A 17228-nucleotide genomic window follows, 5' to 3' on the forward strand; every position below is an offset into this window, starting at 1 on the left:
AAAAAGCGCACAGTATGCACCTGTTTTCTAAAAAACCCATCCCGCACTTTCATCAATGCTATTAGCGCTGACGATTTTTCTGGCGGCATTATGCGATGATTGGATTTTGTGACACAAAAAAAGCGGACGGCAATCAACGCTTTCACGCATCATAATCAGTAGAGTAGTGCGCCTGACACAATAAGACGGCAGCAGTAACAGAAGGACAATGAAGTGATTATGGCTCAACCCCATCTTTTGGCAGAAAGAATTTCTCGTCTCAGCAATGCCCTCGAGAAGGGTCTGTATGAACGCCACGACGCTATTCGCCTCTGCCTGCTGGCGGCGCTGAGCGGTGAAAGCGTGTTTTTGCTTGGCCCGCCGGGCATCGCCAAGAGCCTGATCGCCCGCCGCCTGAAATACGCTTTTCAGCACGCCCGCGCGTTTGAATACCTGATGACGCGCTTCTCGACGCCGGAAGAGGTGTTCGGCCCGCTGTCGATTCAGGCGTTAAAAGATGAAGGCCGCTACCAGCGCCTGACGAAAGGCTATCTGCCTGACGCGGAGATCGTGTTTCTCGACGAAATCTGGAAGGCGGGACCCGCCATCCTCAATACCCTGCTGACCGCCATTAACGAGCGCCGCTTCCGCAATGGCGACAGCGAAGAAAAAATTCCGATGCGCCTGCTGGTCACCGCCTCGAACGAACTGCCGGAAGCGGACAGCGGGCTGGAAGCGCTCTACGACCGCATGCTAATCCGTCTCTGGCTCGACAACGTGCATGAGAAGCAAAACTTTCGCAGCATGCTGACCCACCAGCAGGATGAAAACGCCAATCCGGTCGCGGAATCGCTGCGCATCAGCGACGAGGAATATCATCAGTGGCAGCAGGGCATTAGCCAGGTCAGCCTGCCGGATAACGTCTTCGAGCTGATCTATCAGCTGCGCCAGCATCTGGAAACCCTCCCCGACGCGCCCTACATCTCCGATCGCCGCTGGAAAAAAGCGATTCACCTGCTGCAGGCGAGCGCCTTCTACAGCGGCCGCAGCGCCATCGCGCCAATCGACCTTATCCTGTTGAAAGATTGCCTGTGGCACGACGTCGCCTCTATGCAGGTGCTGGAGCGCGCCATTGACCAGCTGATGACGCAGCAGGCGTGGCAGCAGCAGACGCTGCTGCTCAGGCTGCAGCAGCTCAAGGCGCGACGCCTGGCGCTACAGCAGCAGCAAAGCGTGGCGCAGGCGATCACGCTGGAAAAACACAGCGGCATGTTCAGCCGCAAGCCGCACTACGAGCTGCCAGCCAGCCTGGCGGAGCCGCAGCTGACCCTGATGCTGCAGCAGCCGCTGACGCTGCACGATATGCAGGTTACCCATGTGGTGATCGCCCGCGAGGCGCTGGAGCAGTGGCTGCTGAAGGGCGGCGACGTGCGCGGCAAGCTGAACGGTATCGGTTTCGCCCAGACGCTCGATCTGCTGGTGGACGCGCAGCACTGTCTGGCGCTGCGCGACGTCAGCCTGCAAACGGCGCGCCTGACGCTGCCTGGCGCCGTTGCGCACAGCGAACTGCCGGCTGAAATCAGCGAGGCGCTGGACGAGCTGGATACCCAGCTGCGCGCGCAGCGCCATCAGTTCAGCCAGCATCAGCGCTGCCTGTTTATCAGCGATGACTGGCTGGCGCGCATCGAAACCAGCCTGCAGGACGTGGCCGATCAGCTGAAACAGGCGCGTAAATGATCTCGCTGGAGACGCTCAGCGCGCTGCTCTCCATCGGCGAAGCCGAACTGATTGAAGAGCTGATCCTCGCGCTGCTCGCCTCCCCGCAGCTGGCGATCTTCTTTGAAAAATTCCCCGGTCTGAAGCAGGCGATGTTGCGCGACGTGCCGCGCTGGAAAGCGGAGATCAACGCCGAGCTGAAAGCGACGCCGGTACCGGAAACGCTGGCCGACGAGTTTCAGCTGTTTCAACGCGCGCAGCTGCTCAGCCATCACGACTTCAGCCAGCAGCTGCCCGAGATACTCGAGGCGCTGACTCAGCTGCCTTCGCCCTTCCTGGAAGAAGCGCAGCGCCTGTTGCAGCATACCGACGCGCATCAGCTAAGCGGCGCGCAGCATACGCTGTTTCTGCAGCGCTGGCGTCTCAGCCTGACGCTGCAGACGCTGACGCTTAACGAACAGCTGCTAGAGCAGCAGCGCGAACGCCTGATGGCCGAGCTGCAGCAGCGTATGGCGCTGAGCGGCCAGCTGGCGCCCTTGCTGAGCGACAACGACGAGGCGGCGGCCGGCCGCTTATGGGATATGAGCAAAGCCCCGCTGCAGCACGGCGACTATCAGCTGATGCTGGAGTATGGTGACTTTCTGGCGCAGCAGCCGGAGCTGCTGGCGCTGGCGCAACAGCTGGGCCGCAGCCGCGAGGCGAAATCGGTGCCATCGCAGGATGCGCCGCTGGAGGCTTTCCATCAGCTGGTGCGCGAGCCGGACGCGGTGCCTGAAGAGGTGAGCGGCATTCACCAGAGCGACGACGTGCTGCGTTTGCTGCCGCCGGAGCTGGCGACCATCAGCATCAGCGAGCTGGAGCTGGAATTTTATCGTCGCCTGGTGGAAAAACGGCTGCTGACTTACAAACTGCAGGGCGATGCCTGGCATGAAAAAGTCACGCTGCGCCCGGTCAGCCACCAGCAGCACGAAGAGCAGCCGCGCGGCCCCTTTATCGTCTGCGTCGATACCTCCGGCTCGATGGGCGGCTTTAACGAGCGCTGCGCCAAAGCGTTCTGCCTGGCGCTGCTGAAGGTGGCGCTGGCCGATCGCCGCCGCTGCTACATTATGCTGTTTGCCCACGACGTTATCGGCTACGAGCTCACCGGCGACGACGGGCTGGAGCAGGCGATCCGTTTTCTCAGCCAGCGCTTTCGCGGCGGCACCGACCTCGCTGCCTGTCTGGCAGCCGTGGCAAAGCGTATGGAGGGCGCGCTGTGGCAGGACGCCGACGCCGTGGTGGTCTCCGATTTTATCGCCCAGCGCCTGCCCGACGAGATCGTCAGCCTGATTAAGCTGCGTCAGCTGCAACAGCAGCAGCGCTTTCACGCCGTGGCAATGTCGGCCCACGGCAAACCCGGCATTCTGTGCATCTTCGATCATATCTGGCGCTTCGATACCGGCATGAAAAGCCGCCTGCTGCGCCGCTGGCGGCGTTAGTCACGGGGCAGAAACCCCGATTTGCTATAGTGAATTACCCGCTGTGTTTATTCAGCTAACGGAGTTCACTGTGACAACCGCACAACAACATCAAAATCTACCGGCGCCGACCCGTACGGTACGCCTTTCCGGCAGCAGCGTTGCAGAGAAACGCGCCGAGCTGCTGGCTTACTACACGCAAACCTGGGAATTGTATGAAAGCCTGTTCGATTGCCTTGCCGACGAGCGCGCCTGGTTTACCAAAGCCATTACGCTGCGCCATCCTTTAATCTTCTATTTTGGCCACACCGCCTCTTTCTATATCAATAAGCTGATGGCGGGCCGCTATATCGATGCGCGCGTCGACGATCGCATCGAGGCGATGATGGCGATCGGCGTGGATGAGATGAGCTGGGACGATCTCGATGAGAGCCACTACGCCTGGCCCAGCGTGCAGGAGGTGCGGGACTACCGCGGCAAAGTGAAAAGCCTGGTGACGCGCTTTATCGAAACCATGCCGCTGACGTTGCCGATCGACTGGGAAAGTCCGGCCTGGGTGATCCTGATGGGTATCGAGCATGAGCGTATCCATCTGGAAACCTCCAGCGTGCTGATGCGCCAGCTGCCTGTCGAATGGGTTAAGCCGCAGCCGCAGTGGCCAGCCTGTCAGGAGGCGCGACGCGTACGCGACGCGGTGCCGGCCAACAGCCTGGTCGCCATGCCTGGCGGCGTCGTGACGCAGGGAAAAAGCGACGATACCTACGGCTGGGACAACGAATACGGCAGCCAGACGACAGAACTTCAGCCGTTCAAGGCCAGCAAAATGCTGGTCAGCAATGCCGAATTTTTCGAATTCGTCGCGGCGGGCGGTTACCAGCAGCGCCAGTACTGGGACGACGAAGGCTGGGGCTGGCGCAGCTTTGCCGAGGCGCAGATGCCGACCTTTTGGGTTGGCGATGTGCAACAGCCGGACGCGTTAAAGCTGCGTCTGATGACCGAAGAGGTTGCGATGCCCTGGGACTGGCCGGCGGAAGTCAATCAGCTGGAGGCCGCCGCGTTTTGCCGCTGGAAAGCAGAGCAGACCGGCGCCGCCGTGCAGCTGCCGTGCGAGGCGGAATGGATGCAGCTGCGCGAGCAGGTCGAGGGCGATCAGCCTGAGTGGCAGCAGGCGCCGGGCAACCTTAACCTGGCCTACTGGGCCTCATCCTGCGCCGTCGATCGTTTCGCCCAGGGCGACTTTTTCGACATCGTGGGCAACGTCTGGCAGTGGACCACTACGCCGATCAACGGCTTTGAAGGATTTCGCGTGCATCCGCTCTACGATGACTTCTCTACGCCGACCTTCGACGGCAAGCATTCGATCATCAAGGGCGGCAGCTGGATCTCCACCGGCAACGAGGCGCTGAAGTCGTCGCGCTACGCCTTTCGCCGCCACTTTTTCCAGCATGCGGGATTCCGCTACGTCGTCTCCTCCCATAAAGAATCGATGACGCTCAACCCCTACGAAACCGACGATATGGTGTCGCAGTATCTCGACTTCCAGTACGGCCCGCGCTATTTCGGCGTCGACAACTACGCTGAATCGCTGGTGGCGCTGGCGCTGCCCCACTGCGCGTCACGCGGCAGCGCGCTCGATATCGGCTGCGCCACCGGCCGCGCCAGCTTCGAACTGGCACGCCATTTCGAACGGGTGATCGGGATGGATTATTCGGCGCGTTTTATCGACGTGGCGCTGCAGCTCGCCTCGGGCGAGGATTTCCGCTACGTGGTGCCGGAAGAGGGCGATCTGGTGGACTATCGCCAGGTGCGCCTGAAAGATTTTGGTCTCGACGTCGAACAGGCGCGGCGTATTCAGTTCGTGCAGGGCGACGCCTGCAACCTGAAACCGCAGCCTGCTCAGTACGATCTGGTGCTGGCCGCTAACCTGATCGATCGCCTGCGTCAGCCGCAGCGCTTTCTACAGGATATCGCGCCGATGATACGCTCCGGCGGTCTGCTGCTGCTCGCCTCGCCTTATACCTGGCTGGAAGCCTTCACGCCGAAAGAGAACTGGCTGGGCGGCATCCGCGAAAACGGCGAGGCGCTCACTACCCTGCAGGCGCTGCAACGGCTGCTGGCAGCGGAGTTCGAGCCGATCGGCGCGCCGCAGGACCAGCCTTTCGTGATCCGCGAAACCGCGCGCAAGTATCAGCATTCGCTGGCTCAGGTCACGCTGTGGCGTAAGCGTTAATCCTGACGGCAGCGGCAAACGCCGCTGCCGGAGATTGCCTGACGCCGCTTTTTACTGCACATTCTCCTCTGTTCAAAGAAGAAGAGCTGACATGAGGATGATATGGCCGAATCACTGCAACTGGACAACCTGGATCGCGGGATCCTGAATGCGCTGCTGGACAATGCCCGCACCGCTTACGCCGAGCTGGCGAAACAGTTCAACGTCAGTCCGGGCACCATCCATGTTCGCGTGGAGAAAATGAAACAGGCCGGCATTATTCTCGGCACCCGCGTGGAGATCGATCCGCGTCAGCTGGGATTCGACGTCTGCTGCTTCATCGGCATCATTCTGAAGAGCGCGCGCGACTATCCTGCCGCGCTGAGCAAGCTGGAGGCGCTCGACGAAGTGGTCGAGGCCTGGTACACCACCGGACACTACAGCATCTTTATTAAGGTGATGTGCCGATCCATCGACGCGCTGCAGCAGGTGTTGATCAACAAGATCCAGACCATTGACGAAATCCAGTCCACCGAAACCCTGATCTCGCTGCAAAACCCGATCATGCGCACCATCAAACCCTGATCCTTTTTTTCTGTGCACAACCTTATCCCACGCGAACGCCGCCAGCGCCAACGGCTGCGTTCGCATCCTCATTTCTATTAACCCTGTTTTCCACAGGTGGATCACGGCTTGATCACAGCGTACAATGCTCGCCTTTATTCCAGGAGAGCATCATGGCCGACATTACTTTAATCAGTGGCAGCACGCTGGGCAGCGCCGAATATGTGGCCGAACATCTGGAAGAGAAACTGCAGGAAGCGGGTTTTTCCACGCAGCTGCTGCACGGCCCGGCGCTGGACGAGCTGCCGCAGCAGGGGATCTGGCTGGTGGTGAGCTCTACCCACGGCGCAGGCGAACTGCCGGATAATCTGCAGCCTTTATATAAGGCGATTGTTGACACCCAGCCCGACCTGTCGGCGTTGCGCTTCGGCGCGATTGGTCTCGGCAACCATGAATACGATCTCTTCTGCGGCGCCATTCGTTCGCTGGACGCGCTGTTGATCGCTCGCGGCGCGCAGCGCATCGGCGAGCGGCTGGAAATCGACGTGCTGGAGCATGAGATCCCTGAAGATCCGGCCGAGGCCTGGCTAAGCGGCTGGATGACCCATCTCTGAGCGGATCCTTTGCCACAGGGGATCGGGTATTTCGCAGGATCCCCAGTTAAAACGTCTGTTTTTATTCGATCGCTTTCGCTTTTTTTGTGGATAACTAAGCTTGATTGCTGCGTAAAACCGGTAGTTATCCCAAGAACAACCGCTGGTACTTTTGTGAGCTGTGCATAACTCGCTATATTGATCCCAGCTTATACGGATCAGGATCACCGGTCATTCACAGCAAAGGATCCTTGCTACCTGCCTGATAGTTTTCAGCTTTTGACGCTTATCCACAGGCAGTCGCGGTCCTAATAAAAAGATCTAACAGAAAGATCATATACAGAATAAAGATCCTTTCTTTTAAACCCGCAGATCCCGCCGCTTTCACCCTCGGCGGAATTTCAGTAGAATCCACCGCCCAGGGCAACGATCCCTGCCAGTTCATCAACGAGGTACCACTTCATGTTTTATCCAGATCCTTTTGACGTCATCGTAATCGGTGGTGGTCATGCGGGCACAGAAGCCGCGATGGCCGCTGCCCGAATGGGTCAGCAAACTCTGTTACTCACCCATAACATTGATACGCTTGGACAAATGTCCTGTAACCCGGCGATTGGTGGCATTGGAAAAGGACATCTGGTTAAGGAAGTGGATGCCTTAGGCGGCCTGATGGCCACAGCGATCGACAAGGCGGGCATTCAGTTTAGGATACTAAACAGCAGCAAAGGCCCGGCGGTGCGCGCTACCCGCGCGCAGGCGGATCGCGTGCTGTATCGCCAGGCGGTACGCACCGCGCTAGAGAACCAGCCCAACCTGATGATCTTCCAGCAGGCGGTAGACGATCTTATCGTCGAAAACGATCGCGTCGTGGGCGCCGTCACGCAGATGGGGCTGAAGTTCCGCGCCAAAGCCGTGGTGCTCACCGTTGGAACCTTCCTCGACGGTAAAATTCATATCGGGCTGGATAACTACAGCGGCGGTCGCGCAGGCGATCCGCCGTCGATTCCGCTGGCGAAGCGCCTGCGCGCGCTGCCGCTGCGCGTCAGCCGTCTGAAAACCGGTACGCCGCCGCGCATCGACGCGCGCACTATCGATTTTTCCGTGCTCAGCCCACAGCATGGCGACAACCCGATGCCGGTCTTCTCGTTCATGGGCGATGCCTCGCAGCATCCGCAGCAGGTTCCCTGCTGGATCACCTATACCAACGAGCAGACCCACGAGGTGATCCGCAATAACCTCGATCGGAGCCCAATGTATGCCGGGATTATCGAGGGGATTGGCCCGCGTTACTGCCCGTCGATTGAAGACAAAGTGATGCGTTTTGCCGATCGCAACGCGCATCAGATCTTCCTGGAGCCAGAAGGGCTGACCAGCAACGAAATTTACCCGAACGGCATCTCTACCAGCCTGCCGTTCGACGTGCAGATGCAGATTGTGCGCTCGATGAAGGGTCTGGAGAATGCGAAAATCGTTCGCCCGGGTTATGCGATCGAGTATGACTTTTTCGATCCGCGCGATCTCAAGCCGACGCTGGAGAGCAAATATATTCACGGGCTGTTCTTCGCCGGCCAGATCAACGGCACTACCGGCTATGAAGAAGCCGCGGCGCAGGGGCTGCTGGCGGGACTCAACGCCGGACGTCATTCCGCCGACAAAGAGGGCTGGGCGCCGCGTCGCGATCAAGCCTACCTCGGCGTACTGGTGGACGATCTCTGTACGCTCGGCACCAAAGAGCCGTACCGCATGTTCACCTCGCGCGCCGAGTATCGTCTGATGCTGCGCGAAGATAACGCCGATCTTCGTCTGACCGAAACCGGCCGTGAGCTGGGTCTGGTGGACGACGCCCGCTGGGCGCGCTTCAACCAGAAGCTGGAGGCGATTGAGCAGGAGCGTCAGCGTCTGCGCGATATCTGGGTTCATCCGAAATCGGAAAATGTCGCGGAAGTGAACACGCTGCTCAATAGCGCGCTCACCAAAGAGGCGAGTGGAGAAGATCTGCTGCGTCGTCCGGAGCTCACCTACGCTCAGCTTACTGCGCTGCCGAGCTTCGGCCCGTCGCTGCCTGACGCGCAGGCGGCCGAGCAGGTTGAGATTCAGGTGAAGTACGAAGGCTACATCGCGCGCCAGCAGGAAGAGATCGATCGACAACTGCGCAATGAAAATACGCTGCTGCCGGCCGAGCTGGATTATCGTCAGGTCAACGGCCTGTCGAACGAAGTCATTGCCAAGCTCAACGATCATAAGCCTTCATCGATCGGCCAGGCGTCGCGCATCTCCGGCATCACGCCGGCGGCGATTTCGATTTTGTTGATTTACCTGAAAAAACAAGGGCTGCTGCGCAAAAGCGCCTGACCTGAAACGGGGCGAGGCCGCTCGCCCCCGCTGACTGGATTTATGCTGTGATCACAAAACTCGCTTCGCTGCTTAAGGCAGCCGGTATTTCCCTCTCCGATCAACAAAAAGAGCAGCTGGTCGCCTACGTCGGCCTGCTGGATAAGTGGAATAAAGCCTACAACCTGACGTCGGTGCGCGATCCACAGCAGATGCTGGTGCGCCATATTCTCGACAGCATCGTGGTGGCGCCTCATCTGAAGGGCGAACGCTTTATCGACGTGGGCACCGGACCTGGCCTGCCGGGCATTCCGCTCGCCATCGTGCTGCCGCAGGCGCACTTTACGCTGCTCGACAGCCTGGGCAAACGCGTGCGTTTTCTGCGCCAGGTTCAGCATGAGCTGGGTTTACCCAACATCACGCCGGTGCAGAGCAGGGTAGAGACGTTTCCCTCTGAGCCGCCATTCGACGGCGTTATCAGCCGCGCGTTCGCCTCGCTGCAGGATATGGTGAACTGGTGTCATCATCTGCCTTCCGCGCAGGGACAATTTTATGCGCTGAAAGGGGTACGTCCCGACGATGAAATCGCCAGCCTGCCAGCCGGTTTTCGTCTGATTTCAGTCGAGGCGCTACAGGTTCCTGAGCTGGACGGCGAGCGTCACCTGGTGATCATCGGACGCGAATAGCCCTAAACAGCGCAGGGATTAAGGCGTTCAACGTCATTTGCCTTACTCAATGCGCTGGTCATAAAACCGGCAGTTGATTTCCCAGTACGCTGCGATTTTAAACGTGACGGCAGTAAAATAACGTTAACAGACTTGCCGGAAATTATCCGAAAAGCTCTGTTACATTTAACGATTAATTCACATTTATTTATCAGGAAGATCACTTCCACCGCTTCTGCAGGGCGGGCAGATAATCACGCTGGAAAATATATCAGGGTAATAACTCCGCGTGCGTAATATCAATTTAACGTTCTTGCCACACTCTGTGATGTCAATCAGCTGTTTTTATCGAAAATAAGGTCAGCTTGAGGTGGCGAAAATATTATCCCACTGTTTTTAAAGGCGTTAACGGCGAATTAATAGACGCCACTATTGCTCGTCAGCAAATTTGAATAGTGGGGCAGTGTTTAGAATGTGATCTAAAGCACGCTTTAAACGCAAGCCGGAAGCCAAATTAGCGCGGGGCAGGTCCATAATTTCGCCTGGCAATCTTTGGAAAAATAGCCGTTCGGAAAGAAATTTAAATAATTGTTCACCTTTTGGCTACTTACGGATTGAAATCGCAGGTGCGGCCCGTATAATTTGCACGGCTTTTGCTGCTTGACTCGAGTGAGTAAAGGCAGTCTTATACGACACGCGACATACCCCTTATGGGGCAGGGGAGTAACAGCGCCATGTCAGTGTCTCTTTACAGTGTAAAATTCGCCCGAACCGTGCTGGTTATCCAGCTGGTGACTGTTGTCATCATCGGCGCTCTCTTTGCCCTGAAAGATGTCACCTGGGGCGTCTCTGCGCTGGCTGGCGGAGCGGCAGCCTGGCTGCCGAACGTGTTGTTCATGTTTTTAGCCTGGCGCCTGCAAGGGCAATCCCCGGCTTCCGGACGGGTTGCGTGGAGTTTCGCTCTCGGCGAAATCGGCAAGGTCATCGCAACCATTGTGTTGCTCATTGTGGCGTTGGGTGTTTTCAGGGTGGTTTTCTGGCCGCTCGGGATAACCTGGTTATCGGTGCTGGTGGTTCAGATGTTGGCACCGGCGGTAATTAACAACAAAGGGTAAAAGGCATCATGGCTGCAGGAGAAACTCAAACTCCTCAAGAGTACATCGGTCACCATCTGACGCACCTTCAGTTGGACCTGCGTACCTTCGAGTTAGTGAATGCTCACGACGCTCCCGCGACGTTTTGGGTATTAAATATCGACTCTATGTTTTTCTCTCTGGTGCTGGGATTCATCTTCCTGGTGTTGTTCCGCAAAGTGGCGAAAAGCGTCACCAGCGGCGTGCCAGGGAAAATGCAGGCTGCTATCGAACTGGTTATCGGCTTCGTTGACAGCAACGTGCGCGACATGTACCACGGTAAAAGCAAACTTATCGCCCCGCTGGCTCTGACGATTTTCGTCTGGGTCTTCCTGATGAACTTCATGGATCTGCTGCCTATCGACCTGCTGCCGTACATCGGCGAGCACTGGTTGGGCCTGCCGGCGCTGCGCGTCGTGCCGTCCGCAGACGTGAACATCACGCTGTCTATGGCGTTGGGCGTATTTATTTTGATTCTGTTCTACAGCATCAAAATGAAAGGTGTAGGCGGCTTCGCGAAAGAGCTGACGCTGCAGCCTTTTAATCACCCGATCTTCATCCCCATCAACCTGATCCTTGAAGGTGTTAGCCTGCTGTCCAAACCGGTTTCACTCGGTCTGCGACTGTTCGGCAACATGTATGCGGGTGAGCTGATCTTTATCCTTATTGCCGGTCTGTTGCCGTGGTGGTCGCAGTGGGTGCTGAATGTGCCGTGGGCCATTTTCCACATCCTGATCATCTCGTTGCAGGCTTTCATTTTCATGGTCCTCACGATTGTCTATCTGTCGATGGCATCTGAAGAACATTGATTTTTTTCTCAACACTAAGCGTTTAACTGAAACAAACTGGAGACTGTCATGGAAAACCTGAATATGGATCTGCTGTACATGGCTGCCGCTGTGATGATGGGCCTGGCGGCAATCGGTGCTGCGATCGGTATCGGCATCCTCGGAGGTAAATTCCTGGAAGGCGCCGCGCGCCAGCCGGATCTGATTCCTCTGCTGCGTACGCAGTTCTTTGTTGTAATGGGTCTGGTGGATGCAATCCCGATGATCGCTGTTGGTCTGGGTCTCTATGTGATGTTTGCTGTCGCCTAAAGCCTGTCGCTCCTGGTTCATCATGGCACCGGGTGCGATGATGAACGGTTCTGCCGCTTATCGTTAAGATATCGGCAGAAAAGTTAACAACTTAATTAGAGGCATTGTGCTGTGAACATTAACGCAACAATCCTCGGCCAGGCCATCGCGTTTATCCTGTTCGTCGCGTTCTGCATGAAGTACGTATGGCCGCCGATTATGGCTGCCATCGAAAAGCGCCAGAAAGAAATTGCTGAAGGCCTTGCTTCTGCTGAGCGCGCGAAGAAAGATTTGGATCTCGCGCAGGCCAATGTGACCGACCAGCTGAAAAAAGCTAAAGAAGAAGCTCAGGTCATTATCGAGCAGGCGAACAAACGCCGTACTCAGATTCTGGACGAAGCGAAAACTGAAGCCGAGAACGAACGTAACCGCATCGTGGCGCAGGCGCAGGCTGAAATCGACGCCGAGCGTAAACGTGCTCGCGAAGAGCTGCGTAAGCAAGTCGCGTTGCTGGCAATGGCTGGCGCCGAGAAGATCATCGAACGTTCCGTGGATGAAGCTGCTAACAGCGACATCGTTGATAAACTGGTCGCTGAACTGTAAGGAGGGAGGGGCTGATGTCTGAACTGATTACTGTAGCTCGCCCCTACGCCAAAGCAGCTTTTGACTTTGCTGTTGAGCATCAAAGCATCGAGCGCTGGCAAAATATGCTGGCGTTTGCCGCGACCGTAGCACGCAATGAGCAAATGGCCGATCTTCTCTCTGGCGCGCTGGCGCCGGAAGCGTTATCGGCTTCTTTCATTGCCGTCTGCGGCGATCAATTAGATGAACACGGCCAGAACCTGATTAAGGTTATGGCAGAGAACGGACGTTTGACCGCGCTTCCAGCTGTACTCGAGCAGTTCATTCACCTGCGCGACGCCTATGAGGCGACTGCGGAGGTGGAGGTGATTTCTGCCGGTACGCTGAGTGACAGCCAGCTGACTAAAATCAGCGCCGCGATGGAAAAACGTCTGTCACGCAAAGTTAAGCTGAATTGCAAAATTGATAAGTCTGTCATGGCAGGCGTGATCATCCGTGCGGGTGATCTGGTGATTGATGGCAGCGTGCGCGGCCGTCTCGAGCGTCTGGCAGACGCCTTGCAGTCTTAAGGGGACTGGAGCATATGCAACTGAATTCCACCGAAATCAGCGAACTGATCAAGCAGCGCATTGCTCAGTTCAATGTCGTGAGCGAAGCTCACAACGAAGGTACAATCGTTTCTGTAAGCGACGGTATCATCCGCGTACACGGCCTGGCCGATGTGATGCAGGGTGAGATGATCGCCCTGCCGGGCAACCGTTACGCTATCGCCCTGAACCTCGAGCGCGACTCTGTCGGCGCCGTGGTCATGGGCCCGTACGCTGACCTCGCCGAAGGCATGAAGGTTAAGTGTACCGGTCGTATTCTGGAAGTGCCGGTCGGTCGCGGCCTGCTGGGCCGCGTGGTGAACACCCTGGGTGCGCCAATCGACGGCAAAGGCGCGATCGACAACGACGGCTTCTCGCCGGTTGAAGTGATCGCACCGGGCGTTATCGACCGTCAGTCAGTCGACGAGCCGGTTCAGACCGGTTACAAATCTGTCGATGCGATGATTCCAATCGGTCGTGGCCAGCGTGAGCTGATCATCGGCGACCGTCAGACCGGTAAAACCGCGCTGGCGATCGACGCGATCATCAACCAGCGCGACTCCGGCATTAAGTGCGTGTACGTCGCGATCGGTCAGAAAGCTTCTACCATCGCTAATGTGGTGCGCAAGCTGGAAGAACACAACGCGCTGTCGAACACCATCGTGGTGGTTGCGTCCGCGTCTGAATCCGCTGCACTGCAGTACCTGGCGCCCTACTCCGGCTGTGCCATGGGCGAATACTTCCGCGACCGCGGCGAAGATGCGCTGATCGTATACGATGACCTGTCCAAGCAGGCTGTCGCTTACCGTCAGATTTCTCTGCTGCTGCGCCGTCCGCCGGGCCGTGAAGCGTTCCCGGGCGACGTGTTCTATCTCCACTCTCGTCTGCTGGAGCGTGCGTCACGCGTTAGCGCTGACTACGTTGAGCGTTTCACCAACGGCGAAGTTAAAGGTAAAACCGGTTCACTGACCGCGCTGCCGATCATCGAAACCCAGGCGGGCGACGTTTCTGCGTTCGTTCCGACCAACGTAATCTCGATTACCGATGGTCAGATCTTCCTGGAATCGAACCTGTTCAACTCCGGTATTCGTCCGGCAGTTAACCCAGGTATCTCCGTATCGCGTGTTGGTGGTGCTGCTCAGACCAAGATCATCAAGAAACTGTCCGGCGGCATCCGTACCGCGCTGGCACAGTATCGTGAGCTGGCGGCGTTCTCGCAGTTCGCTTCCGATCTGGATGACGCGACCCGCAAACAGCTGAGCCACGGTCAGAAAGTGACCGAGCTGCTGAAACAGAAACAGTATGCGCCGATGTCCGTCGCGCAACAGGGTCTGGTGCTGTTTGCTGCCGAGCGCGGCTATCTGAACGACGTTGAACTGGCGAAAATCCTTAGCTTCGAAGCTGCACTGCTGGCGTTCGCAGACCGCGACCACGCCGAGCTGATGCAGGAAATCAACCAAACTGGTAACTACAACAACGACATCGAAGCGAAGCTGAAAAGCCTGCTCGACACGTTTAAAGCAACCCAGTCCTGGTAATGTCTGGCGGCTTGTCTGAAAAGACAGGCCGCAAGGCTTTGAGGAGAAGCTAATGGCCGGCGCAAAAGAGATACGTAACAAGATTGGAAGCGTGAAAAACACGCAGAAGATCACCAAAGCGATGGAAATGGTCGCCGCCTCCAAAATGCGTAAAACGCAGGAACGCATGGCGGCCAGCCGTCCGTATGCAGACACCATGCGCAAAGTGATTGGTCACCTTGCGTTAGGGAATCTGGAATACAAGCACCCTTACCTGGAAGAGCGCGACGTTAAGCGCGTCGGCTACCTGGTCGTTTCGACTGACCGCGGGCTTTGTGGTGGTTTGAACATTAACCTGTTCAAAAAATTGCTGGCGGATATGAAAGCCTGGTCCGATAAAGGCGTGCAGAGCGATCTGTCGATCATCGGTTCCAAAGGTCTGGCGTTCTTCGGCTCCGTAGGCGGCAACATCGTGGCGCAGGTCACCGGCATGGGCGATAAACCTGCCCTGTCCGATCTGATCGGCCCGGTAAAAGTGATGCTGCAGGCTTACGACGAAGGTCGCATCGACAAGCTGTATGTCGTCAGCAACAAGTTCAATAACACCATGTCTCAGACTCCGACCATTACCCAACTGCTGCCGTTACCGCCAGCGGAAGGTGAAGAAGAGATGAAGGCGAAGACCTGGGATTACCTGTACGAGCCCGATCCGAAAGCGCTGCTGGATACCCTGCTGCGTCGTTATGTCGAATCGCAGGTTTATCAGGGTGTGGTGGAAAACCTGGCCAGCGAACAGGCCGCGCGTATGGTGGCGATGAAAGCCGCAACCGATAACGGCGGAAATCTGATCAAAGAGCTGCAGTTGGTTTACAACAAAGCTCGTCAGGCCAGCATCACCCAGGAACTCACCGAGATCGTCTCGGGAGCCTCCGCGGTTTAACCAGGTAAGAATTAGGTAGAGGATTCAAGATGGCAGCTGGAAAGATTGTCCAGATTATCGGCGCCGTAGTTGACGTCGAATTCCCTCAGGACGCGGTACCGCAAGTGTACAACGCCCTTGAGGTTCAGAATGGTGATGCTCGTCTGGTGCTGGAAGTTCAGCAGCAGCTGGGCGGCGGCGTGGTTCGTACCATCGCCATGGGTTCTTCTGACGGCCTGAAGCGCGGTCTGGAAGTTGCTGACCTGAAAAAACCGATCCAGGTTCCGGTGGGTAAAGCCACCCTCGGCCGTATCATGAACGTGCTGGGCGAGCCGATCGACATGAAAGGCGACATCAAAGAAGAAGACGGCAGTGCAGTAGAGATCTCCTCTATTCACCGCGCGGCGCCTTCTTATGAAGACCAGTCCAACTCGCAGGAACTGCTGGAAACCGGCATCAAGGTTATCGACCTGATGTGTCCGTTCGCCAAAGGCGGTAAAGTCGGCCTGTTCGGCGGCGCGGGCGTAGGTAAAACCGTAAACATGATGGAGCTGATCCGTAACATCGCGGCTGAGCACTCAGGTTACTCGGTATTTGCCGGCGTGGGCGAGCGTACTCGTGAGGGTAACGACTTCTATCACGAAATGACCGACTCCAACGTAATCGACAAAGTTGCGCTGGTGTATGGCCAGATGAACGAGCCGCCGGGCAACCGTCTGCGCGTGGCACTGACCGGTCTGACCATGGCGGAAAAATTCCGTGATGAAGGCCGCGACGTTCTGCTGTTCATCGACAACATCTATCGTTACACCCTGGCCGGTACGGAAGTTTCCGCACTGCTGGGTCGTATGCCGTCAGCAGTAGGCTACCAGCCGACCCTGGCTGAAGAGATGGGCGTGCTGCAGGAGCGTATTACCTCCACCAAGACCGGTTCAATCACCTCCGTTCAGGCCGTTTACGTTCCTGCGGATGACTTGACTGACCCGTCTCCGGCGACCACCTTCGCCCACCTGGACTCAACTGTTACCCTGAGCCGTCAGATCGCATCTCTGGGTATCTACCCGGCCGTTGACCCGCTGGATTCCACCAGCCGTCAGCTGGATCCGCTGGTGGTTGGCCAGGAGCACTACGACGTTGCGCGCGGCGTGCAGTCTCTGCTGCAGCGTTACCAGGAACTGAAAGACATCATCGCCATCCTCGGTATGGACGAGCTGTCTGAAGACGACAAACTGCTGGTGGCTCGCGCACGTAAGATTCAGCGCTTCCTGTCTCAGCCGTTCTTCGTAGCGGAAGTCTTCACCGGTGCGCCAGGTAAATACGTTACGCTGAAAGACACTATCCGTGGCTTTAAAGGCATTATGGACGGCGAGTTCGACCATCTGCCGGAGCAGGCTTTCTACATGGTCGGCGCTATCGAAGAAGCCGTGGAAAAAGCGAAGAAACTGTAATAACGGTTTCCCGGGAGGACAGATATGGCTATGACTTATCACCTGGACGTCGTCAGCGCAGAGAAACAGCTGTTCTCTGGCCTGGTGCAGAAAATTCAGGTGTCAGGTAGCGAAGGCGAACTGGGTATTTTCCCAGGCCACGCGCCGCTGCTGACTGCCATCAAGCCTGGAATGATCCGTATCGTGAAGCAGCACGGCGAAGAGGAGTTTATCTACCTCTCTGGCGGCGTGCTGGAAGTGCAGCCGGGCAGCACTACCGTTCTGGCCGATACCGCTATCCGCGGTACCGACCTGGACGAAGCGCGTGCGCTGGAAGCGAAACGCAAAGCAGAAGAGCACATGAACAGTAGCCACGGCGACGTGGACTATGCTCAGGCCTCTGCAGAGCTGGCGAAAGCCATTGCTAAACTGCGCGTGATCGAGCTGACCAAAAAAGCGATGTAATCAGGCTT

Annotated in this window: 16 protein-coding genes; all 16 read left to right on the top strand. The window is 57.2% G+C overall.

Features of this window, described 5'->3' with window-relative positions:
- The first annotated feature begins 219 nt into the window (after nt 1-219).
- On the top strand, nt 220-1716 hold the full coding sequence (gene ravA / locus JS46_RS20690) for an ATPase RavA (RefSeq protein ID WP_033755367.1): 1497 nt from the start codon (nt 220-222) through the stop codon (nt 1714-1716).
- Nucleotides 1713-3173, top strand: coding sequence for an ATPase RavA stimulator ViaA (viaA, locus tag JS46_RS20695; RefSeq protein ID WP_033755370.1), 1461 nt, complete (start codon nt 1713-1715; stop codon nt 3171-3173). Before ravA ends, viaA begins: the two co-directional genes overlap by 4 nt.
- Before the next feature lie 70 nt (nt 3174-3243).
- Nucleotides 3244-5382 carry a 5-histidylcysteine sulfoxide synthase gene (gene ovoA / locus JS46_RS20700; RefSeq protein ID WP_033755373.1) on the top strand — a complete coding sequence of 713 codons (2139 nt, stop codon included), beginning with the start codon at nt 3244-3246 and terminating at the stop codon, nt 5380-5382.
- A 102-nt stretch (nt 5383-5484) separates the two neighbouring features.
- Nucleotides 5485-5946 carry a transcriptional regulator AsnC gene (gene asnC, locus JS46_RS20705; protein WP_033755376.1) on the top strand — a complete coding sequence of 154 codons (462 nt, stop codon included), beginning with the start codon at nt 5485-5487 and terminating at the stop codon, nt 5944-5946.
- A gap of 152 nt (nt 5947-6098) precedes the next feature.
- A complete protein-coding gene (gene mioC / locus JS46_RS20710) occupies nt 6099-6539 on the top strand; it encodes an FMN-binding protein MioC (protein ID WP_033755379.1) in 441 nt (146 codons plus the stop codon).
- A gap of 441 nt (nt 6540-6980) precedes the next feature.
- The gene (mnmG, locus tag JS46_RS20715) at nt 6981-8870 is read left to right on the top strand and encodes a tRNA uridine-5-carboxymethylaminomethyl(34) synthesis enzyme MnmG (RefSeq protein ID WP_033755380.1); all 1890 of its coding nucleotides are present in this window, start codon (nt 6981-6983) and stop codon (nt 8868-8870) included.
- Nucleotides 8871-8917: 47 nt separating this feature from the next.
- Nucleotides 8918-9535 carry a 16S rRNA (guanine(527)-N(7))-methyltransferase RsmG gene (gene rsmG, locus JS46_RS20720; protein WP_033755382.1) on the top strand — a complete coding sequence of 206 codons (618 nt, stop codon included), beginning with the start codon at nt 8918-8920 and terminating at the stop codon, nt 9533-9535.
- Nucleotides 9536-10248: 713 nt separating this feature from the next.
- Nucleotides 10249-10629, top strand: coding sequence for a F0F1 ATP synthase subunit I (gene atpI / locus JS46_RS20725; protein WP_033755584.1), 381 nt, complete (start codon nt 10249-10251; stop codon nt 10627-10629).
- A gap of 8 nt (nt 10630-10637) precedes the next feature.
- Entirely contained in the window at nt 10638-11456 is an 819-nt protein-coding gene (atpB, locus tag JS46_RS20730; RefSeq protein WP_033755384.1) for a F0F1 ATP synthase subunit A, read from the top strand.
- A 48-nt stretch (nt 11457-11504) separates the two neighbouring features.
- Nucleotides 11505-11744 carry a F0F1 ATP synthase subunit C gene (atpE, locus tag JS46_RS20735; protein WP_003849523.1) on the top strand — a complete coding sequence of 80 codons (240 nt, stop codon included), beginning with the start codon at nt 11505-11507 and terminating at the stop codon, nt 11742-11744.
- A 111-nt stretch (nt 11745-11855) separates the two neighbouring features.
- Entirely contained in the window at nt 11856-12326 is a 471-nt protein-coding gene (atpF, locus tag JS46_RS20740) for a F0F1 ATP synthase subunit B (RefSeq protein WP_033755393.1), read from the top strand.
- A gap of 14 nt (nt 12327-12340) precedes the next feature.
- Nucleotides 12341-12874 (top strand): F0F1 ATP synthase subunit delta, encoded by a 534-nt coding sequence (gene atpH / locus JS46_RS20745; protein ID WP_033755396.1) that lies wholly within the window; start codon nt 12341-12343, stop codon nt 12872-12874.
- Nucleotides 12875-12888: 14 nt separating this feature from the next.
- Nucleotides 12889-14430 (top strand): F0F1 ATP synthase subunit alpha, encoded by a 1542-nt coding sequence (atpA, locus tag JS46_RS20750; protein WP_033755399.1) that lies wholly within the window; start codon nt 12889-12891, stop codon nt 14428-14430.
- A gap of 52 nt (nt 14431-14482) precedes the next feature.
- Nucleotides 14483-15349 (top strand): F0F1 ATP synthase subunit gamma, encoded by an 867-nt coding sequence (gene atpG, locus JS46_RS20755; protein ID WP_033755402.1) that lies wholly within the window; start codon nt 14483-14485, stop codon nt 15347-15349.
- 29 nt (nt 15350-15378) lie between these two features.
- Nucleotides 15379-16776, top strand: coding sequence for a F0F1 ATP synthase subunit beta (gene atpD, locus JS46_RS20760; RefSeq protein ID WP_033755405.1), 1398 nt, complete (start codon nt 15379-15381; stop codon nt 16774-16776).
- Between the two features lie 24 nt (nt 16777-16800).
- A complete protein-coding gene (locus JS46_RS20765) occupies nt 16801-17220 on the top strand; it encodes a F0F1 ATP synthase subunit epsilon (protein ID WP_033755408.1) in 420 nt (139 codons plus the stop codon).
- Nucleotides 17221-17228 lie beyond the last annotated feature (8 nt).

This window comes from Pantoea sp. NGS-ED-1003 (assembly GCF_000738765.1).
Taxonomy (GTDB): Bacteria; Pseudomonadota; Gammaproteobacteria; order Enterobacterales; family Enterobacteriaceae; genus Pantoea; species Pantoea septica.

Bases quoted from the DNA above. Each gene is read 5' to 3' on its own strand.
- viaA (WP_033755370.1), top strand. From the start codon at position 1,713: ATGATCTCGCTGGAGACGCTCAGCGCGCTGCTCTCCATCGGCGAAGCC.
- atpB (WP_033755384.1), top strand. From the start codon at position 10,638: ATGGCTGCAGGAGAAACTCAAACTCCTCAAGAGTACATCGGTCACCAT.
- ravA (WP_033755367.1), top strand. From the start codon at position 220: ATGGCTCAACCCCATCTTTTGGCAGAAAGAATTTCTCGTCTCAGCAAT.
- mnmG (WP_033755380.1), top strand. From the start codon at position 6,981: ATGTTTTATCCAGATCCTTTTGACGTCATCGTAATCGGTGGTGGTCAT.
- JS46_RS20765 (WP_033755408.1), top strand. From the start codon at position 16,801: ATGGCTATGACTTATCACCTGGACGTCGTCAGCGCAGAGAAACAGCTG.
- atpG (WP_033755402.1), top strand. From the start codon at position 14,483: ATGGCCGGCGCAAAAGAGATACGTAACAAGATTGGAAGCGTGAAAAAC.
- atpD (WP_033755405.1), top strand. From the start codon at position 15,379: ATGGCAGCTGGAAAGATTGTCCAGATTATCGGCGCCGTAGTTGACGTC.
- atpA (WP_033755399.1), top strand. From the start codon at position 12,889: ATGCAACTGAATTCCACCGAAATCAGCGAACTGATCAAGCAGCGCATT.
- atpI (WP_033755584.1), top strand. From the start codon at position 10,249: ATGTCAGTGTCTCTTTACAGTGTAAAATTCGCCCGAACCGTGCTGGTT.
- mioC (WP_033755379.1), top strand. From the start codon at position 6,099: ATGGCCGACATTACTTTAATCAGTGGCAGCACGCTGGGCAGCGCCGAA.
- atpE (WP_003849523.1), top strand. From the start codon at position 11,505: ATGGAAAACCTGAATATGGATCTGCTGTACATGGCTGCCGCTGTGATG.
- asnC (WP_033755376.1), top strand. From the start codon at position 5,485: ATGGCCGAATCACTGCAACTGGACAACCTGGATCGCGGGATCCTGAAT.
- atpH (WP_033755396.1), top strand. From the start codon at position 12,341: ATGTCTGAACTGATTACTGTAGCTCGCCCCTACGCCAAAGCAGCTTTT.